The 15,522-nt window shown below is 39.2% G+C and carries 18 protein-coding genes and 1 pseudogene; 8 read left to right on the top strand and 11 right to left on the bottom strand.

Annotated elements, in window-relative coordinates; genetic code table 11:
• The first annotated feature begins 181 nt into the window (after positions 1 to 181).
• The 5 genes from BLV99_RS12425 to BLV99_RS12445 all read left to right on the top strand — a co-directional run bounded on the left by BLV99_RS12425 (position 182) and on the right by BLV99_RS12445 (position 6,361).
• Positions 182 to 892, top strand: a complete 711-nt coding sequence (locus BLV99_RS12425; protein WP_092691144.1) for a phosphopantetheine-binding protein — start codon at positions 182 to 184, stop codon at positions 890 to 892.
• A 129-nt stretch (positions 893 to 1,021) separates the two neighbouring features.
• The gene (locus tag BLV99_RS12430; RefSeq protein ID WP_092691147.1) at positions 1,022 to 1,666 is read left to right on the top strand and encodes an RluA family pseudouridine synthase; all 645 of its coding nucleotides are present in this window, start codon (positions 1,022 to 1,024) and stop codon (positions 1,664 to 1,666) included.
• Positions 1,667 to 1,809: 143 nt separating this feature from the next.
• Complete coding sequence (gene rapA, locus BLV99_RS12435; RefSeq protein ID WP_092691150.1) at positions 1,810 to 4,647, top strand: RNA polymerase-associated protein RapA; 2,838 nt, start codon at positions 1,810 to 1,812, stop codon at positions 4,645 to 4,647.
• A 480-nt stretch (positions 4,648 to 5,127) separates the two neighbouring features.
• Positions 5,128 to 5,394, top strand: coding sequence for a PAAR domain-containing protein (locus tag BLV99_RS12440; protein ID WP_086184611.1), 267 nt, complete (start codon positions 5,128 to 5,130; stop codon positions 5,392 to 5,394).
• Positions 5,395 to 5,554: 160 nt separating this feature from the next.
• A complete protein-coding gene (locus tag BLV99_RS12445) occupies positions 5,555 to 6,361 on the top strand; it encodes an alpha/beta fold hydrolase (RefSeq protein ID WP_086184716.1) in 807 nt (268 codons plus the stop codon).
• Between the two features lie 66 nt (positions 6,362 to 6,427).
• Here BLV99_RS12445 and fabR read toward each other — a convergent pair whose 3' ends face one another.
• Complete coding sequence (fabR, locus tag BLV99_RS12450) at positions 6,428 to 7,123, bottom strand: HTH-type transcriptional repressor FabR (RefSeq protein ID WP_092691153.1); 696 nt, start codon at positions 7,121 to 7,123, stop codon at positions 6,428 to 6,430.
• A 140-nt stretch (positions 7,124 to 7,263) separates the two neighbouring features.
• Here fabR and BLV99_RS12455 point away from each other — a divergent pair, with 140 nt between their 5' ends.
• Positions 7,264 to 8,331 (top strand): ferredoxin reductase, encoded by a 1,068-nt coding sequence (locus BLV99_RS12455; RefSeq protein ID WP_092691156.1) that lies wholly within the window; start codon positions 7,264 to 7,266, stop codon positions 8,329 to 8,331.
• 14 nt (positions 8,332 to 8,345) lie between these two features.
• Positions 8,346 to 9,440 (top strand): fatty acid desaturase family protein, encoded by a 1,095-nt coding sequence (locus BLV99_RS12460; protein WP_092691159.1) that lies wholly within the window; start codon positions 8,346 to 8,348, stop codon positions 9,438 to 9,440.
• Between the two features lie 44 nt (positions 9,441 to 9,484).
• On the opposite strand, the gene BLV99_RS12465 is transcribed toward BLV99_RS12460, so the two are convergent.
• The 3 genes from BLV99_RS12465 to BLV99_RS12475 all read right to left on the bottom strand — a co-directional run bounded on the left by BLV99_RS12465 (position 9,485) and on the right by BLV99_RS12475 (position 11,687).
• Entirely contained in the window at positions 9,485 to 9,688 is a 204-nt protein-coding gene (locus BLV99_RS12465) for a hypothetical protein (protein WP_086184608.1), read from the bottom strand.
• A gap of 173 nt (positions 9,689 to 9,861) precedes the next feature.
• Positions 9,862 to 10,512, bottom strand: a complete 651-nt coding sequence (locus BLV99_RS12470) for an HAD-IB family hydrolase (protein ID WP_092691162.1) — start codon at positions 10,510 to 10,512, stop codon at positions 9,862 to 9,864.
• Positions 10,479 to 11,687: a DUF1615 family protein gene (locus tag BLV99_RS12475; RefSeq protein ID WP_092691164.1), complete on the bottom strand. Its 1,209-nt coding sequence runs from the start codon at positions 11,685 to 11,687 to the stop codon at positions 10,479 to 10,481. Before BLV99_RS12475 ends, BLV99_RS12470 begins: the two co-directional genes overlap by 34 nt.
• A gap of 82 nt (positions 11,688 to 11,769) precedes the next feature.
• Here BLV99_RS12475 and BLV99_RS18730 point away from each other — a divergent pair.
• A pseudogene (locus BLV99_RS18730) lies at positions 11,770 to 11,835 on the top strand (hypothetical protein); the annotation flags it as partial.
• 101 nt (positions 11,836 to 11,936) lie between these two features.
• On the opposite strand, the gene BLV99_RS12480 reads toward BLV99_RS18730, so the two are convergent.
• The 7 genes from BLV99_RS12480 to BLV99_RS12505 are packed head-to-tail and all read right to left on the bottom strand — an operon-like array spanning position 11,937 to position 15,520.
• Positions 11,937 to 12,221, bottom strand: coding sequence for a pyocin activator PrtN family protein (locus tag BLV99_RS12480; RefSeq protein WP_092691167.1), 285 nt, complete (start codon positions 12,219 to 12,221; stop codon positions 11,937 to 11,939).
• Positions 12,221 to 12,706, bottom strand: a complete 486-nt coding sequence (locus BLV99_RS12485) for a class I SAM-dependent methyltransferase (RefSeq protein ID WP_092691169.1) — start codon at positions 12,704 to 12,706, stop codon at positions 12,221 to 12,223. The genes BLV99_RS12480 and BLV99_RS12485 overlap by 1 nt, the downstream gene beginning before the upstream one ends.
• The gene (locus tag BLV99_RS12490; protein ID WP_092691172.1) at positions 12,703 to 12,942 is read right to left on the bottom strand and encodes a hypothetical protein; all 240 of its coding nucleotides are present in this window, start codon (positions 12,940 to 12,942) and stop codon (positions 12,703 to 12,705) included. The genes BLV99_RS12485 and BLV99_RS12490 overlap by 4 nt, the downstream gene beginning before the upstream one ends.
• Positions 12,935 to 13,264, bottom strand: coding sequence for a hypothetical protein (locus tag BLV99_RS12495; protein ID WP_092691178.1), 330 nt, complete (start codon positions 13,262 to 13,264; stop codon positions 12,935 to 12,937). Before BLV99_RS12495 ends, BLV99_RS12490 begins: the two co-directional genes overlap by 8 nt.
• Positions 13,264 to 13,407 (bottom strand): hypothetical protein, encoded by a 144-nt coding sequence (locus tag BLV99_RS18245; protein WP_167356330.1) that lies wholly within the window; start codon positions 13,405 to 13,407, stop codon positions 13,264 to 13,266. The genes BLV99_RS12495 and BLV99_RS18245 overlap by 1 nt, the downstream gene beginning before the upstream one ends.
• Positions 13,404 to 14,390, bottom strand: coding sequence for a hypothetical protein (locus BLV99_RS12500; RefSeq protein ID WP_092691181.1), 987 nt, complete (start codon positions 14,388 to 14,390; stop codon positions 13,404 to 13,406). Before BLV99_RS12500 ends, BLV99_RS18245 begins: the two co-directional genes overlap by 4 nt.
• Positions 14,387 to 15,520, bottom strand: a complete 1,134-nt coding sequence (locus BLV99_RS12505; RefSeq protein WP_092691183.1) for an ATP-binding protein — start codon at positions 15,518 to 15,520, stop codon at positions 14,387 to 14,389. The genes BLV99_RS12500 and BLV99_RS12505 overlap by 4 nt, the downstream gene beginning before the upstream one ends.
• Positions 15,521 to 15,522 lie beyond the last annotated feature (2 nt).

Below are 15,522 nucleotides of genomic sequence, written 5' to 3' on the forward strand. Positions count from 1 at the left end.
CAAAGAAATTTAAATCCTGTGCTTGACTCTTGTGGTTAAAAACAGGACATTTTAAATGGTTTATCGCATAGACATTTTAATTGGTGAATAACAGCAAGCTTAAAAAACTGTTCAAATGGCTCTAATAATGAGAATAAACTACAATAAGCATTAATTTGTTTAATATTTATTAGAGCTACTCATGCTTTACCCCATGCCCAAAAAAATCCAACTTGCACCCTCTCAAGCCAAATGGCAGCTTTCTGCTGCAAATTCAGTATTGGTACTTGTTGGATTGCAAAATTTGCGAATGCAGGCCGGAATTCAAGACACTGATTTGATGAGCAATCTAATCCAGATCAGCAATAAAGCCAAAGCATTAGACATTCCAATTGTTGATTTGTATGGCGATGACCTAACGCAGGGGATGCAACATTTGGGTGAATATGCATCATCGAATCCACAAATGATATTTGCAGGGCAGGTGAGTCCGATGCTCAAGCAGATCTTGCCGCATCTACAAAGTGTCTCCGCGCAAATTTGTGTGGTTGATGATGCGATTTTATTGTCGAATCAAGACCAGCATATTCAGTGGATTGAAAATATCTCGGCACAAGGTTTGCATCACATGTCTAGCTATAGTTTGGCTCGGCTATGGAATTTAAGTGCACCGTCAAATTATGTAATTTCAACCAAGGGAATTATGCTTGCTGTTGCAGAGCAGTTGAACATGGATGCGCTTGAAATTGATCCTTCTGTCGATTTGAGACAATACGGTTTGGATTCTATCGCCATTGTCACTTTGGTCGGCATTTGGCGCGCGTATGGTGCAAATGTGCGATATGAAGATATTTTAGAACATGCTTGTATGCATGAACTGGCGGGTTTTATATTGCAATCAGCACGTTCATAACACGAGATTGAAATAATTTTTGAGCAAAATCGGAAAATCCGTCGTCAATTGCAGCATTGCGCATTGTAATTCTGCGCCAAGCTTTCTATCATTGCCGGCTTGTTTTCGCGATCCGCTTGGAATTGAACATTGAGTAATTTTCTAACCGAACACCTGATCCATCGTGACGAAGATTTTATGGTGATCCATAAGCCTGCAGGTGTACTCACCGTTCCCGGTAAAACTGAAGATTTACAAGATTGCGTGATCAACCGATTATTAAAAATAGAACCGCAAACCTTACTGATTCATCGTCTTGATCGTGATACTTCTGGTATTCTGGTGTTTGGCCTGACCAAATGGGGACAAAAAACCATTTCCCGTCAGTTTCAGGAACGCCAAACCGAGAAAACCTATCAAGCGGTCGTTGCCGGACATCTTGAGGGCGAAGGCACGGTTGATGTGCCGGTAATTTACGATCCTGAACATCCGCCATTACATATTGCCGATATTCATCATAACAAGCCTGCATTAACGCATTGGCAAGCCATTGAACATTTTGAACTTCAAGGGCAGGCGGTCACGCGTGTCAAACTTACCCCTATTACAGGCCGCTCACATCAGCTCCGCGTACATATGCAGTATCTGGGGCATCCGATTGTGGGTGACACTTTATATGCAACACTGGAACAGCAACAGTTGATTCCCCGTCTATGCTTACATGCTGAACACTTGGGTTTTTACCATCCTCAAACAGAGGAATTGGTGGAGTTTTATTATCCTGTTCCTTTTTAAGATAAAAACTTTTTAATCGTCATCGAATTTGCTCACTTTTTAGTGGGCTTTATGTCAAAATATATTGCTTAAAGACCTATTTTTTTGCTCAAATACTAATCAGGTTTTGAGTTTGAAATTAGTGTCCTCATTTTTAGATAAAGGTGGAAAAATTGCATCAGTTTGCTATTGGTCAGCGTTGGTTATCAGATACAGAAACAGAGCTTGGTTTAGGGGTTCTTATTGATGTAGATGAACGATCGGTTAGCATTTTATTCCCGAAAAGTGATGAAACACGTGTGTACGCACGTAATAATGCACCTTTATCGCGTATTGTTTTTAACATTAAAGATGAATTACAAGATCAAGAAGGCACCAAGTGGAATGTTGAGTCTTTTGAAGATCGTCATGGTGTGGTGCGTTATAACGTGGTGCGTACTTTAGAAGACGGGACTGAAGAGCGTAAATCATTAAATGAAACTCGCGTGGGCGCTCATATTCAGTTGTCTAAACCACTTGATCGGTTGCTTGCCAGTCAAATTGATTATAAAGAATGGTATGACCTGCGTATTGAAGCTTTGCTTATGCAAGCCAATATGAAAGCGAGTCCATTACGAGGCATGGTCGGTGCACGTGTCGGTCTGATTCCACATCAGCTTTATATTGCCCATGAAGTAGGGCAGCGTTTTGCACCACGTGTTTTACTTGCCGATGAAGTGGGTTTGGGTAAAACCATTGAAGCGGGCTTGATTATTCATCAGCAACTTAAAACAGGTCGCTCAGAACGTATCTTGATTTTAGTACCCGATTCACTGCAATATCAGTGGATGATTGAGATGCGCCGCCGTTTTAATCTACAGTTCTCTTTATTTGATTTAACCCGTACAGCATCCATTAAAGAGCATGATCCTGATTTAAATCCATTCTTGACTGAGCAATGCATCATTGCCAGCGTGGACTTAATGGTCGATCATGATGATTTACGTGAGCAGGCGCTAGAAGCTGGTTTTGACCTGCTTGTGGTCGATGAAGCACACCATTTGATGTGGAGTGAAGAAGAAGGTGGTAATGACCGTTATGACCTTGTTGAAGAACTTGCTGAAAAAACACCGGGTGTTTTACTCCTGACTGCAACCCCAGAACAATTGGGTGTAGAAAGCCATTTCGCACGTTTACGTTTACTTGATCCACAGCGTTTTAGTTCACTTGATCGTTTCTTAGATGAAGAAGTGCAATATCACCACACTGCAAAAATTGCGGAAGTGTTGATGTCAGATCTGCCTTTAGAACAAGGTCATTTATCTGCTATTGAAAGTTTACTCGGGCATAGTATTCAGGATGAGCCAGAACAACGTTTCCGTGCCATTCATGAATTATTAGACCGTCATGGTACAGGTCGTATTTTATTCCGTAATACCCGTGAAGCGATTCAAGGTTTCCCAGGTCGTGACTGTCAACCTGCTGCATTACCTGCGCCAGCACATTGGTCTAAAGATGGTAAATTACGTGAACAAATGTGGCCTGAAGAAGCACAGCTTGATGGTGCTTGGATGGAACATGATCCGCGTGTCATGTGGTTGATGGAAATGCTTCGCACAGGACTGAAACACAAAAAAGTATTGCTGATAGCACGTACTGGCCCTGTGGTTGAAGCGCTGGAAAATGTACTGCGTTTACATGCGGGTATTCGTACTGCCATGTTCCATGAAGGCATGAGCTTACTTGAGCGTGACCAAGCGGCTGCTTATTTCGCTGAAGATTCTTACGGTGCACAAATTTTACTCTGTTCAGAAATTGGTTCTGAAGGACGTAACTTCCAGTTTGCTTCTGACCTCATTTTATTTGATTTACCTGCGAATCCAGACGTTTTAGAACAACGTATTGGTCGTTTAGACCGTATTGGTCAAGAAAACCGTATTCAAATTCATGTGCCCTATTTAGTGGGGACAGCACAAGAGCGTATGTTCCGTTGGTACAATGAAGGTTTAAATATTTTTAGTAATATTTCACCTACGGCTCAAACACTGCAAGAAAACTTCATTATTAAATTAAAAGATTGTTTGTTGAATGATTTGGGTCAACAGTTTGAAGATTTACTTGAAGAAGTCTGTGTACAGCGCGAAGCTTTGGAAGCTGAATTGCAGGAAGGTCGTGACCGTTTGCTAGAATACAACTCTTGTCGTCCTATAGTGGCGCAAGAAATTGTGAAAGCACTTGAAGATTATGATGACAACACCACGTTGCCAATGTTTATGAAGCGCTTCATGGCATCGACCAATATCGACTTCGATGAGCAAAGTAACGGTACTGTAATTATTAAACCAACGGATCAAATGCAGGTTCAAGGTTTAACGCTCGATGAAGAAGGCATGACAGCCACTTTCTATCGTGACCAAGCACAAACCCGTGAAGATGCGCAGTATTTAACCCTTGAACATCCATTCACAGAAAGTGTCATGGAAATGATTAATACACAAGGCTTTGGTAGTACCAATGTTGCTGTGTTGAAATCTGCGGCATTACCACAAGGTTCGGTGTTGTTGGAAGTATGGTTTAAAGTTGATGTGGTTGCACCGAAAGCCTTGAACTTACCGTCAAGCCTGCCGCAGCAACTTATTCGTGTTCTATTGAGTGAAAAAGGTCAGGATTTATCGAATAAGATTGCACCCGATATTTTGAAACCTTATTTACATCATTTGGACAGTAATAGCTGCCGTCAGGTGGTGAAAGCGCGCCGTGATGTGATTGAACAACGTTATGTACAAGCTTTGGATCTTGCAAAGGCAGCATTACCAAGCTTTAAACAACAAGCCAAAGAAGTGTATGGCAATAAATGGCAATATGAAATTGACCGTTTAACTTATCTTAAGCAATTTAATCCAAGTATTCGTGAAGATGAAATTGCACGTTTACAAAAATTGCAAAAAGAAGGCATTAGCTTGCTTGATGGCTTGTCTGTCACACCTGAAGCCATTCAAGTGCTTGTGGTGGTTAAACCTTAAGTTTTGAATGAAATAAGAAAGCACCTTCGGGTTAATGCCAGTCAATTTCGTAACTGACTGGCATTTTATTTTTTAAATTCATAATGTTATTCGATACACGGAAACGTCATCCGCAACTGTTCGAGGCAAAACTATTTTAAAAAAGTAAGGTTTCTGCGATTTATTAATCAATAAAAGGTATTTGGCGAGTTTTGCGGTGAGGCGCACTGCGCCGCAAGATGCCTTTCTTGCGAAGCTCTGCTTCTCATTTGGGCTTATCCAAAGTAATAGGTGAGCTCCAAGTGTTTGATTTAAAAATATAAGACTCCATCATGAACAACTAAAAACTAAGGATTTCATTTCTAAATCCTTAACTGACTGGTATTACACTTTCGGGTGCTTTTTTATTTTCTTATATTTTTAAGCATAGGGGATTCTGGCGTTTAGAATTCAGCTTATGTTAAAATAGGACATAAATTTAAAAAATATATAAGAAAAATTATGGCTAAATCTTTAGTGACGATGGGGTCTTCAACGACACATGGCGGCATCGTATCTGAATGTGAAAACACATTTGTTATCAATGGTATTGCAGTACATTTGCATGGAATGAAACATTATTGTCCCAAATGCCAAGTTGTGGTGTCATCCATTGCGGCAGATCAGTCAACACTAGTAAAAGGGCGAGGAGTGGTACTCGCTGGAGATAAAACCACCTGTGGTGCCACTTTTTTAGCCAATCAAGCTTTGCTTGTTTCACAAAAATAAGCGTTCTATTGAGTATTGCTGTATTAAGAGCAAAATTGACTTTGAAGTCAGCCTATTGATGATTTATTGATTTAATCTCCGTATATTTTTACGTAAGCTAGTAATTCGGTTAATCACTTTATCAAAAGAAGAGCACAGTCGAATGGCTGATGAATTATTTATGAAAACAGAAATTCATTTTACTCATGCCAATGGAATTCCTGCGCAAAGTTATCAAAAATTCTTTACTTATTTTCAAGATGAGTTTGATTTAAAGTCCATCCCAATGATTGGAATGAACCCACAGTACCCGATTACCCATGATTGGCGTTACTTGGTTGATCAAATTATTGATGATGTTGAACAACAATTTCAGGGTAGAAAGGTGGTTGGTCTGGGGCATTCCTTTGGTTCGTTATTAACACTCATGAGTGCTTATAAACGTCCTGATTTATTTTCACAATTGGTGATTATGGATCCGCCTTTTGTGATTGGTTCTAAATCAGCCATGTTTGAGATTGCAAAGAAATTAAAACTCAAAGCCATTGATCAATTTACACCAGCAGGAATTACCTTGAAACGCACAGATCATTGGAAAGATCATGCGCATGCATATACTTCAATGCGGCATAATCAATTATTCCGACATTTTGATGAAACCTGTTTTCAAGATTTTTTAAGCTATGGTTTACAAGAAGATACTGAGCGTGGTGGTTTAACTTTAACTGTCCCTAAAGTCATTGAAGCTGAAATTTTTCGAACTGTACCTGCGTGGTGGTGGCGTACACCAAGAAAAGCACCTGTTGTACCTGTCCATTTAATTAGTGCAAACAAGAGTCCATTTTATAAACAAGGTTTTCCACAAGGTATACAAAAGACTTATCAGATTAATTATAGTTTGATGCAAGGCGGGCATATGTTCCCTTTAGAACAGCCTGAAAAAACAGCCGAATTGGTTAAACACATTATTGCTCAGCAAAAAAAGTAATGAAAAAATGATGCTAAAGCAGTAAAGGAGATACTCAAATAAGTGATCACTCCTAAGCCTAAGTTATTAGTTTATTTTGGCTTCATCTAAATGACGTGCGCCTTCTAAAATCATGCGAATCATGATCATGGTTTGCTCTGCCACTTCTTTACGTTCATTGATGGGGATATCAATAAGTTTAGCACCCATATTAAAGACCAATTGCGTAATTGCTTTTGCTACCAAATCTGGGTGGCACAGTTTGCTGTTATTTAAGCGTTCTAACAGAATTAGATCGTCTTTGAGTTCTTGCTGAAAATAATTTAATTGGCGTTCAACGGCTAATTTGTATGAGGTAGAGCCAGTATAGGCTTCACGAAGTAATAAACTTAGATTACCTTCATCTGCATCCAATTGTTCAATAAAAACCTCAACAGAACTGCGAATGATACTGTTTTGTTTCGAGGCTTTTAAACGTGCTTCAAGTAAAATTTGGCGTAATACATTGCCTGAGCGATCAATCAATTCAATTGCAAGCTCATCTATATCTTTGAAATGTCGATAAAAACTGTTCGGTGCAATGCCAGCTTCTCGGGCAACTTCACGTAAGCTTAGGGATGAAATACTTTTTTGAGGCCCAATTAAATTGAGCGCAGCTTGAAACAGTTCTTCTTTGGTAATCGTTGCTTTTCGACCGACTGTGCGGACAACAACTGGCTCATGCGCAAAATTTTGTGCATCAATTGTGGCAGTAACATTTTTTTTAATTGAAGACTGGTTCATATTTTTCAAGAGATTAAAGACACTCAAACATTATAGCGGTTGCTTGGTCACATGGGAAATGAATAGAAACAATACAAGTGTATATACAAATATATATACATGTGTATAATAATACAAATTCAATCGCGTGGTATCTGATTATGCATGTTTTAGAAAAAACCAAATCTCCCCTAGGTTCACTTGCTGAAATTGTTATTGATCAGCATGCAGCTAATTTTTGGTTGCAAAAATTTAACTCCCTTTGGTCTCTCAATCAAGCATTGGGCAAAATTGTTCAAAAAGAAAATTCTGCTCAAAACATGGTGAGTTTAACCATTCAGTTCAATCGTCATTTTGATGTAGGGCAAGCTGGACAGCATCATCCGATTTTTGTGAGTGTCAATGGTACTCGCTATGAACGTAGCTACAGCTTGACTCAACTGGATGCACAACATGTGTTATTAACCGTTAAAAAAGTTGATCAGGGTAAAGTCAGTTCGTGGTTAGCTGAGCAGTCTAAAGTCGGCGATATTCTTGAATTTGGTCAGCCTTATGGCGATATGCTGTTACCTGAACAAGCTCAAGCGATGGTATTGCTGGCTGCGGGGAGTGGTATTACGCCAATGTTCAGTTTACTCAAAGCATTATCCAAGACCAATCGGATGGCTCAAGCACCGATAAAATTATTGTATTGGGTCAGAGAATATGCCGATGTTGCTTTTAAAGCACATTTTGAGAAGCTCGCTGAACAATATCCTAATTTTACATTTCAAGTTTTTTATACTCAAGAAGATGATGCTGGTGAGCGCTTAAATGTAGCGCATACCGCATTAATTTCAAATATCGAAAATAACGTGGTCTATGCTTGTGGTCCATCTGGATTTGTAGCGCAAGCTGAACAGTTATTTGCACATGCTCAAAGTTTTAAAAGTGAAGCTTTTAGTATGACACCGCTAGAGAGTTCAGATATTGGCTTTGTCAATGTAACTTTGTTGAAATCTAAAAAAGTCATTGCCATTCCAAAAGGTCAGTCCATTTTAACCAGTTTGGAACAGCAAAATATCAAACCCACTCATGGTTGCCGTATGGGTATTTGTAATAAATGCGTCTGCAATAAAGTTGAAGGTTCAACCAAAAATATGGTGAATGGTAGTCAAAATGCAGAACCCGGTAATGTATTGAAAATATGTGTCAACTCAGCTCAGTCTGACCTTGTTATTGATTTATAAGTGAGTCCAATATTATGAATATGCCCGTTAAAATGCAATATTTTAAAAACCCTAAAAATGGCGAGCTTACTCAATCTCAACTCGATGCTTTAGCACGTGAGCTAGATGCGATTAAACAAGAAGTCTTAGATGATATTGGTGAAAAAGATGCCAAATATATTCGCCGTGTTTATTCAACCGTGCGTTATTCATCAATCGCGGGTCGTGCCTGTTTATTTGCAGGATGGTTTCCACCAGCATGGCTTTTAGGTACAGGTTTACTTGGTTTTTCTAAAATCATGGAAAACATGGAGTTGGGTCATAATGTCATGCACGGTCAATATGACTGGATGAATGATCCAAAATTCCATGGCCCAACTTATGAGTGGGATATTGTGGGCACAGCGGATAATTGGCGTCAAACCCATAACTATAAACATCATACTTATACCAATATTAAAGGTATGGATGACGATATTGGTTATGGATTATTACGTCTTTTCCCTGAACAGCGTTGGAAACCCGGCTTTCTTTTACAACCTATTTACGCCATTCCATTTTGTTTGTTATTCCAATGGGGAGTTGCAATTCAAAACCTTGAAATCGGCAAAGTGTGGTTTGGTCGTAAGACGAAACAGGAACTAAAAGAAGAGTGGAAACCTTTACAGACTAAAATCACCAAACAGCTGTTTAAAGATTATGTCTTTTTTCCCTTAATTGCAGGTCCAGCGGCTTTGCCTGTTTTAGCGGGTAACTTCGTTGCGAATGGTATTCGTAATATTTGGACATTTAGTATTATTTTTTGTGGTCACTTCACTAAAGACGTTGAGGTGTTTCCAAAAACAGTACTGGAAAATGAAAGTCGCGGTCATTGGTATATGCGTCAGATTCGTGGTTCATCGAACTTAACCGGTTCAGAAGCATTTCATATTTTGACGGGGCATTTAAGTCATCAAATCGAACATCATTTATACCCTGATATTCCAGCACGTCGCTATCGTAAAATGGCACCGAAGGTACAGGCTGTATGTGAAAAGTATGGCTTGAATTACAACAATGCCAGCCTATTGAAACAATATGGTAGTGTACTTAAACGTATAGCAAAATATGCATTTCCATTTAAGAAATAAATGAAATATTGCACCAAGAAACCACTTTAAATGAAGTGGTTTTTTTAATGGTGGATATGCGCTTTAAGTGTTTTAACTAAATGTGCATAATTGCCTTTTTTTGCTTTATCCAATACATGTGTAATTTCTTGCTGACTCCAATTTTGGTTTTTAGCCTGACGGAAAAATAAGGACAGCAACACAAAAGGATTTTCGCCAAAACGAATATATACACCTTTTACTTGTTTGGGGGGATTAAATAAATTCATGATACATTTACCCTTATTTATTGTTTGTTATGCACTGTATTTATTATTTATGTAGATACTATCACAGTATTTTTTATCAATAAAACATTAGTTTAATTTGAATTTTTGTTCAATTTTAATGGTTTGATTTATTGTTTAGATCGAAAATAATCAAGGTACTGAATATTTTGAAGTTAAATGGCAATTTGAATACTGTTCGGCAGTGGTGGGAGTATTTTATTGACACCGATCATATAGGCATGATTTGCAAGAGCCAGCATTTCTTTATCTTCATGACTGTTGCCATAAGCATAAATCGCAGCGTAATTCGCTAAAGGGTAATTTTCTAAAATACGTAGCCTTTTTTGTTCTGAACTACAATCTGGCGTTGTGTATTGTCCCGTATATAAATTATTTATTTTTTCAGTCTGCGTGCAAATTAAATCAATATTTAATAAGTGACAGAGCGGTTCTAGATAGATATCTACCGATGCTGAAACCAATACAATATCGTGCCCTAAAGCTTGATGTTGCTTAAGTTGTTTAAGTAATGCAGGATTTAGTTGGGACATTAAGCTGTTTGCATATTCTAGAGCAACTTGTTGCAATTCTAGTGCATCGGCATGCGTAAACATTGCACGAAATAATTTAGAACGCATGGCATGTGCAGGGTAGGCATTTAAATAATAGGCTTGGATCCACGGTAGGATTTTAATCCCTTGTTTGACGATATGCCGTTTAGATAGCGCATAAAATATAAACCCCGTGAAACTATCCTTTGTACACAGGGTTCCATCAAAATCGAAGAGCGCTAAATTTTTATTCTTTTTGCTCGTTGCATACATGATTGGTATCTTCCATTTACGCGTGTTGCAAACCAGTTGGTATTATAGTCACGGCTAAGTTTAGGGCCAGAAATAACGACCTCAGGCATGATGGCATAGATAGGTTTTTTACCTGTTTTCTCTTTGTAAAGCTTAGTTACTGCACGGTATGTTGCTGTATCTTCAAAACTTTTATCTTTTTCTTTCTTTAAGTCTGTACGAATTTGACGTGGTGTGACCAAGATGTTATTGGTTGCAAACACACTAATCAATTCACGTTCAGATTGACTGCTGACAGAGCGAATTGAACCATCTTTGTTGTAAAGTAACAGGTCTCCATCTAAGTCTAATTCAGCGACTGTAAGATCATTGAGCATACTTTGGAATGCTGCATTACGGCTTGAATACATACCTGAGTTATAGTCTGCAAAACGATAAATCGCTTTATCATAATCCGCAGGATACATCATTAAACGATGTATACCGTAATACAAACCGCCATATTGGCTATATAAGTCAGTGCGTAATTCTGCAATATTGCCACCTTGGCGTTTGTGTTCTTTAGCATATCCAATATGAACCTGCATTGAACCCAATGTGGTAATTGGATTTAGCTTTTCACCAATGTCTTGGCCCACTAATTTTGCTGCGCCCGTTAATGCACTGACATGGTAGTGCTTGGACATATAAGCAAAAATTTCGCGATATAGTTCATCCAGTTCACGTTCAGTTTTCACCCGACGCATTTGACTTAAATAGTTATCTTCAGGACTTGGCTGATTTTTTAAAACTTCTTGAAAATAACCCGCAACTGTTCCGCCCAAACCATCGCCTAATTTATCTTTAAATTTTTCTTCTAAACGGTCTTGGACTTCTTTCACTGCTTTTTCACCTAAACCCGGAACTTGTGGGTCAGCGACAAAGTTAGATTCTTGATCTACAACAGCGACAATACTGCAAATATTTTCTTTGGTTTGAGGAATATCAAGCTGATTGGTAATACTAAAAATATCTTTAGCCCATGAACTACGATTGTTCACCCGTGGTGGGACTAGGCGTTTAATTTGATCTTCTTCTAAAGTCGGTTCATTATTTTTTGACCACCAAGAACCATCACCACATGCCACTAAACTTAGCGACAATGCAAGGATACTCAAGGATTTAAAATGAGATGAAATAAAAAGAGTTTTTTTCATAAGGATGAAAACATGTTCCAAAAGGATGAGCCAATACAGTAGATGCAGTATACTATGTCGGTCGAAAAAGTGATGAATTTATATGTATATTGGTCCATATCAACTGTCAAATAATTTAATTGTCGCTCCTATGGCAGGTGGGATAGATACATTATAAATATTTATTATTATCATTGTCTTATGTGGTTTTGAGTGGTGCAAGGTGCAAATACGGTGCAACCACTCAGGGCTTTTATCAATAACTTACGTTTAGTCATTCATCGCTTGCCAGTCTTTTCTAGACTCTTTCTGAATCGAATTTAGCCAGAAGGCAACATCAGCTAAATGTACATAAAAAGGTGAGTTGCGTCCATCTGATTTAAAAGCAGGAAATGGTAGGGTGCATTTATTTGCACGCTTATTTGCCTGCTCGATAGTCAGGTGAGGTAAATAATCCGGTAATAACTCAGAAAGTGAAATTACTGGTTTCCGATACTTCATTAGTAATAGAAAACTAATGTCTATCGGCTCCTCAATTTTCTTAACTGCTCCCATCAAGACACCTCCTTCAAACTCATCTTCATAAAACATATCCAATGGGTATTTGCACGTTTACCACTTGGGTGGCCAATAAATGGTTTTTGATCCGTTAAAGCCAAAACTTCACTGACTTTAATTTGTGTTTCATTCCATTTAAAAATTAATGTGCCATTAGGCTTGAGTACTCGAAAGCATTCAGAAAATCCTTTGGCTAGGTCTTCACGCCAATCTTGATTTAATTTCCCGTACTTCAAGGCTAACCAACTTTTATCACCTGCACGTATAAGGTGGGGTGGATCGAATACTACTGCATGAAATGAATCGTCAGGAAAGGGCATATTGCGAAAATCCATTTCAATGTCTGGTGCTATTTCAAGCGAGCGACCATCACATAAAATATGGCTTTCAGTCCGAATATCTCCATAAATCACATTCTGATTTTGACGATCAAAGTGGAACATGCGAGAGCCACAGCAGGGGTCAAGAATTTTAGCGTTCATGACACCTCCTTCAAACTGTTCAGAACTGAACCAGATAAAATTGATTCATGATTAATTTCTAAAATCTCATCAATACTTACAAAAAACGAAACACCATCAGTAATGTCGTTACCAACGATTGTGCTTGAGCTATCAATGCGTCGAACAACACCAGTAACCACAATCATTTGACCTAAAAAGTTTTCAAATTCAGCTTTGATCGTGTCGCCAATTTTTAAGATAGGTTTTTCAATCATGACTTTGCTCCTGTGCTTCAATCATAGCTTTGTATATCTTTCTCGCATCTACACACTCATCATATGCAAACGCCAAATCACCCATGCGTATCATTTCTTCAGTTGGCTCTTTCGGCACCAAAACAAAACCTTCAGGTACTGCCTGAGATTGTTCCGTAGCTCTTCTGAAAGCTTGACTGTATGCAAACCAAGCGCATTCAACTCGCTCATCAACATAACCTTCAAATTCATCCTTTTTTAACGAATATCCACTAAATTCCACAAAGCCATCTGCGATGATTTGATCTTCAAAAACCTCTCTTTCTTTTTTTGGAATTTCCATCACGCTCTCCAACTCGCTTCTTTAAACTTTGCATCAGTGACTAATTCTTCAATTTCGCCAGCACCGGTATTTTTAAAAACGTGTGTCATCTTCGCCCCGAACACGGTAAGAGTCCGGGTGATAGTGGAGTAGTGGTAGCTCATAGAGGTGCTCCCACTGGACCAGCCCCATTTTCCAACTCAAAGCGACGTTTCTTCACATAGCCCATCAACTTCGGTTGAATATCCGGGTGACGACTACCAACATCGATTTCCAAAACATCTAAGGCAGTGAGGTCGGGCGCATTTTGGATCTGAACCATGAGTGAAGGGGTTTCTTCGGACTTAGGTTCCTCCATAGCCTTGAGTTCAATCAAGCGTTTGTTAATGGCTTGCATTACTGGCTTGCGCTGTTCTTGAGTCCAAGATTTTGTGTATTTGATTTGGGCATTTGCTTCAATCGGTGTCTTAGCTAAAGCAATATCATTGAGCAATATTTCTAAATGTTCTTGATGCTCGTGATCGTCTTCAACCTGTTGGCCAATACCATTCTTGATAAGGTTTTCAGCTTCAACCTGTAGTCGTTGAAGCTCCTTGATTTTTAGATCCCCGTCTTCATCAACGGAATCGGTTTCGATAAAGTCCTTCGATAAAGTTTCTTTTACCGTGGTAACAGAACCTTGCTCAGTAATTTGAATATTTGACTGACTATCAAATGTCTTTTCTACAACATCATTTGATGTTGAATTTTGGGTATTTTCAAAAGATCCAAGGCTAATTTTAATCAAGGCTTGAGCGTGGATTTCGGCATGCTCTTGGATCAGATGCACTTGGCCACGTTCCATAAGCATCAAATCAGAGTTTGAGCTTTTCCATTTGAACGACTTGCTTAATTCTTCGGTCAGAATAGAAGGCGCAAAGCACTGCACACCCTTTGCTGGTGCCTCTTGAATTGCTTCAGGCACCTGCATCTCACCAATAGTGAAGAACTTAATCGCAACACGGAACTCATAGCGAGGATCAAAATAAACAGTTGCCGTAAATTGCTTAATGTCTTGGAAACCATGGTCTTGGTGAATCAAACGACATTCAATATTCTGACCCGCTGCCATTGCCGCAAAAGCTTCGTTACCATTTAAAATTTTCATGCGATTGCCGCTCCCTGACCTTGAGTTGTATTGATGATGTGGGCTTTAACATCGTTGAATTTTGAAGCTTCAATTGCCATTAGGCTGTCGATGCCTTGATTTTCACAGAAGGCCATAACATCTAGGTTTGCCTGTGCAAGTAGATTTTGAAGCTCATCACGCTGAGCTTCGGTAATGCCATTGAACTCTGGTGGCTCTATCCATGTTTCACGCGGGATATCGAAAGTGCATCCTAAAACCTTGGCGCGAGCTAGCATTGCTTGGCGCATGTTTTGGTAATAAACGTGCTCTTTGTCTAACTTTAAGGTTTCAGTCAGGTGATTTAAATCACTCGGATAAACTGCCTCTTCACAGCTTTGCTTCCAGTTTTCCAAGTCTTCAACTGCCTTAGCTAAAGCTAACTGGGCAGGTGTTAATGTGTTGATGTGAGCTTTGGATTGAGCAATTAAGTCAGCTAAAAAAGTAGGGTGTGACTTCAAATCTGGCACCCATACTTCACCAGTCTCACCACCCAATGCGCCAGAATTTTTAGCATGATGTGTAGGCGATGGCTTGAAATTAATGACACGAGCATTTTTACCTTCACCAGTGGTGACGGTTGTCATGTAGCCCATGATGTCGGCTATACGGTACAACTCATTTCGGTTTTTACCACCAAGCTCTGGGCGGTAAATAACTTGATCACCATTCTGATCCTCAGATGCATGGGCAATAAATACAACATCTTTACCGAAGCTCAGCAGGGTATTGATGTACTGCTTAAACTTCATGTTAGCCAGGCCTTGGGCCTTTAACTTGAGTGCACCATCTTGCTGGCGGTTATTTGCTGTCTTGAGCAAATGAGTTTTAATGGCTTCTAACATTGCACCAACAGTATCAATGACGACCGTGTTGTAAGGCGCTAAATCTTGCTCTTTGATATTTTCAATATCAGCCCATTGTTGAACAGTAACCACTGCACCACGACGAAGTTCACCAGTACGATGAGCACCACGGTCAAAGTCAAAGGAAATAGCTTTGTCGCCAGTGAAGCCCAATGATGTTTTACCCAAACCAGGATCGGCATAGATGTAAGTAATAATTGCACTAACATTCAATGCTTGATCCGCAGAAATAATATTTAAACTCATGA

The sequence above is a fragment of the Acinetobacter kyonggiensis genome (assembly GCF_900107285.1).
Classification (GTDB): Bacteria; Pseudomonadota; Gammaproteobacteria; order Pseudomonadales; family Moraxellaceae; genus Acinetobacter; species Acinetobacter kyonggiensis.